Genomic DNA, 1,621 nt, shown 5'->3' with positions numbered 1-1,621 from the left:
ACCGACGCCGCCCCCGGCGCCAGGCCGGTCCCGGCTTCGGCGGCGCCCGCCGTCCACCCGCTCGACGCCCGGCAGAAAACGCCTTCGATCTCCAGGTCCCGATCGTGATCGGTGAACCCCATGGCCGCGCCGTCCGCGCACATCAGCAGCCAGGCGTGGCACAGCGTCGCCGCCCCGCTCTCGATGCGAGCGGCCATCTCCTCGGGAATGTCGCGCATGCCCTAGACCCTGACCTCGATCAGCGGGACCGCGGCCATCCGGCCCGCGCCGAAGCCCTCCAGCGTCACGTCGATCCGGTCCGCGTCGAACCGAACCGGCGTGTCGAACTCGAACCCCGCGGAGACCGCCGCGCCCGGCTCGGGCGGCGCCTCCAGCGTCACCGCCCCGGTCGCCGTGTCGAGCTGAAACGCCGCAGTCTCGATCCCGTCGATCGCGACGCGCACGGTCCCCTCGACCGGCTTGGAAATCCGGCGCGTCCACCCGTCCGCGCCCTCGCCGTACCGTTTCACCAGGGCGAAGGCCGTCCTCGCTCCGTCGCCGGCGCCCAGCGCCTGGTCCGACGGCCCTGGCGTCCCGCCCGGCGGGCACGAACGGAAGTCGGCGAAGTCCCGGAACCGGAACCCGTACAGCCGCCCCCGCCGCGCCTCGAAGAAGGCGGTCAGCGTCGCCATGTCGTCCAGCGACCTCAGGTTCGCCCCGATCAGATAGCGCCGCCGTCCTTCGGCCCACGGCGTCGACCGCCGCTCGAACCCGGACCCCAGCGTGACGATCTCGGTGCGCCGTTCGACGCCCCCGGTCGATCCGAACGCCAGCCGCGCCGGCAGGCGCACCTCGTGAAACGCCATCTCCAGGACCCCGCTTGCAGGATTTCATTCGCGCCGCCCGCCGCGTCATTCGCTTGTCGGGCGAGCGGCGTTCGGCCATGCTCCCGGCTCACGCCTAGGGAGGGTTTCCGTGACCTATGAATCGCCGAACCAAATTCAGAGCTTCGACTGGCAGAAACTGCTGTTCTCGTTCGAAGGCCGCAGCCGCCGCTCGCACTTCTGGATCGGCTGGCTGATCTGCCTCGGCGTCGGCGTCGTCGCCGGCTGGATTCCGCTGATCGGCTTCGTCATCTCGATCGCGCTGATCTGGCCGAACCTGGCCATCACCGTGAAGCGCCTGCACGACATGGGGCACACCGGCTGGCTGGCCGCCGTTCCCTACGCCGTCGGCATCGTCGGGACCATCGTCGGCTTCAGCATGCTGGGCGCCACGGCCATCATGAACGCCTCCGCCCTGGAACGGGAGGAGCCCGCCGCCATCCTCGCCCTGCTGGGCCCGGCGTTCGGCCTGATCGCCCTCATCTGCCTCGTCGGCCTCGCGTTCCTGCTCTGGATCGGCCTCACCGACAGCCAGCCCGGAACCAACCGCTTCGGGCCCAACCCCAAGGACCCGGCTTTGACCGAGGCCTGACCTCTAGGTTCAATCGACATTCCAACCCGTCATTCCCGGCCTTGTGCCGGGAATCCATGAACACGAAAGGCGGAGGTCGAGACCTCCAAGGGCCCCGATCGTGATCCTGGATGGCCGGGACAAGCCCGGCCATGACGGAAAACAAGGATCGGAGAGGCCAAGGCTA

General features: G+C 69.7%; 3 protein-coding genes. 1 reads left to right on the top strand and 2 read right to left on the bottom strand.

The annotated features are described in order from the left end of the window. Nucleotides 1-218: baseplate hub domain-containing protein (locus AC2W7C_RS17635; protein WP_486002534.1), on the bottom strand; the 218-nt coding region annotated here is incomplete at its 3' end. A gap of 3 nt (nucleotides 219-221) precedes the next feature. Next, nucleotides 222-845 (bottom strand): phage distal tail protein, Rcc01695 family, encoded by a 624-nt coding sequence (locus tag AC2W7C_RS17630; protein WP_486002533.1) that lies wholly within the window; start codon nucleotides 843-845, stop codon nucleotides 222-224. Between the two features lie 109 nt (nucleotides 846-954). Here AC2W7C_RS17630 and AC2W7C_RS17625 point away from each other — a divergent pair, with 109 nt between their 5' ends. After that, complete coding sequence (locus AC2W7C_RS17625) at nucleotides 955-1,455, top strand: DUF805 domain-containing protein (protein ID WP_486002532.1); 501 nt, start codon at nucleotides 955-957, stop codon at nucleotides 1,453-1,455. Nucleotides 1,456-1,621 lie beyond the last annotated feature (166 nt).

It is taken from the genome of Brevundimonas sp. CURTG3B2_SDJG, from assembly GCF_057364705.1.
The sequence above is the reverse complement of the archived record's forward strand: the minus strand, read 5'-3'. Positions and strand labels throughout refer to the sequence as shown.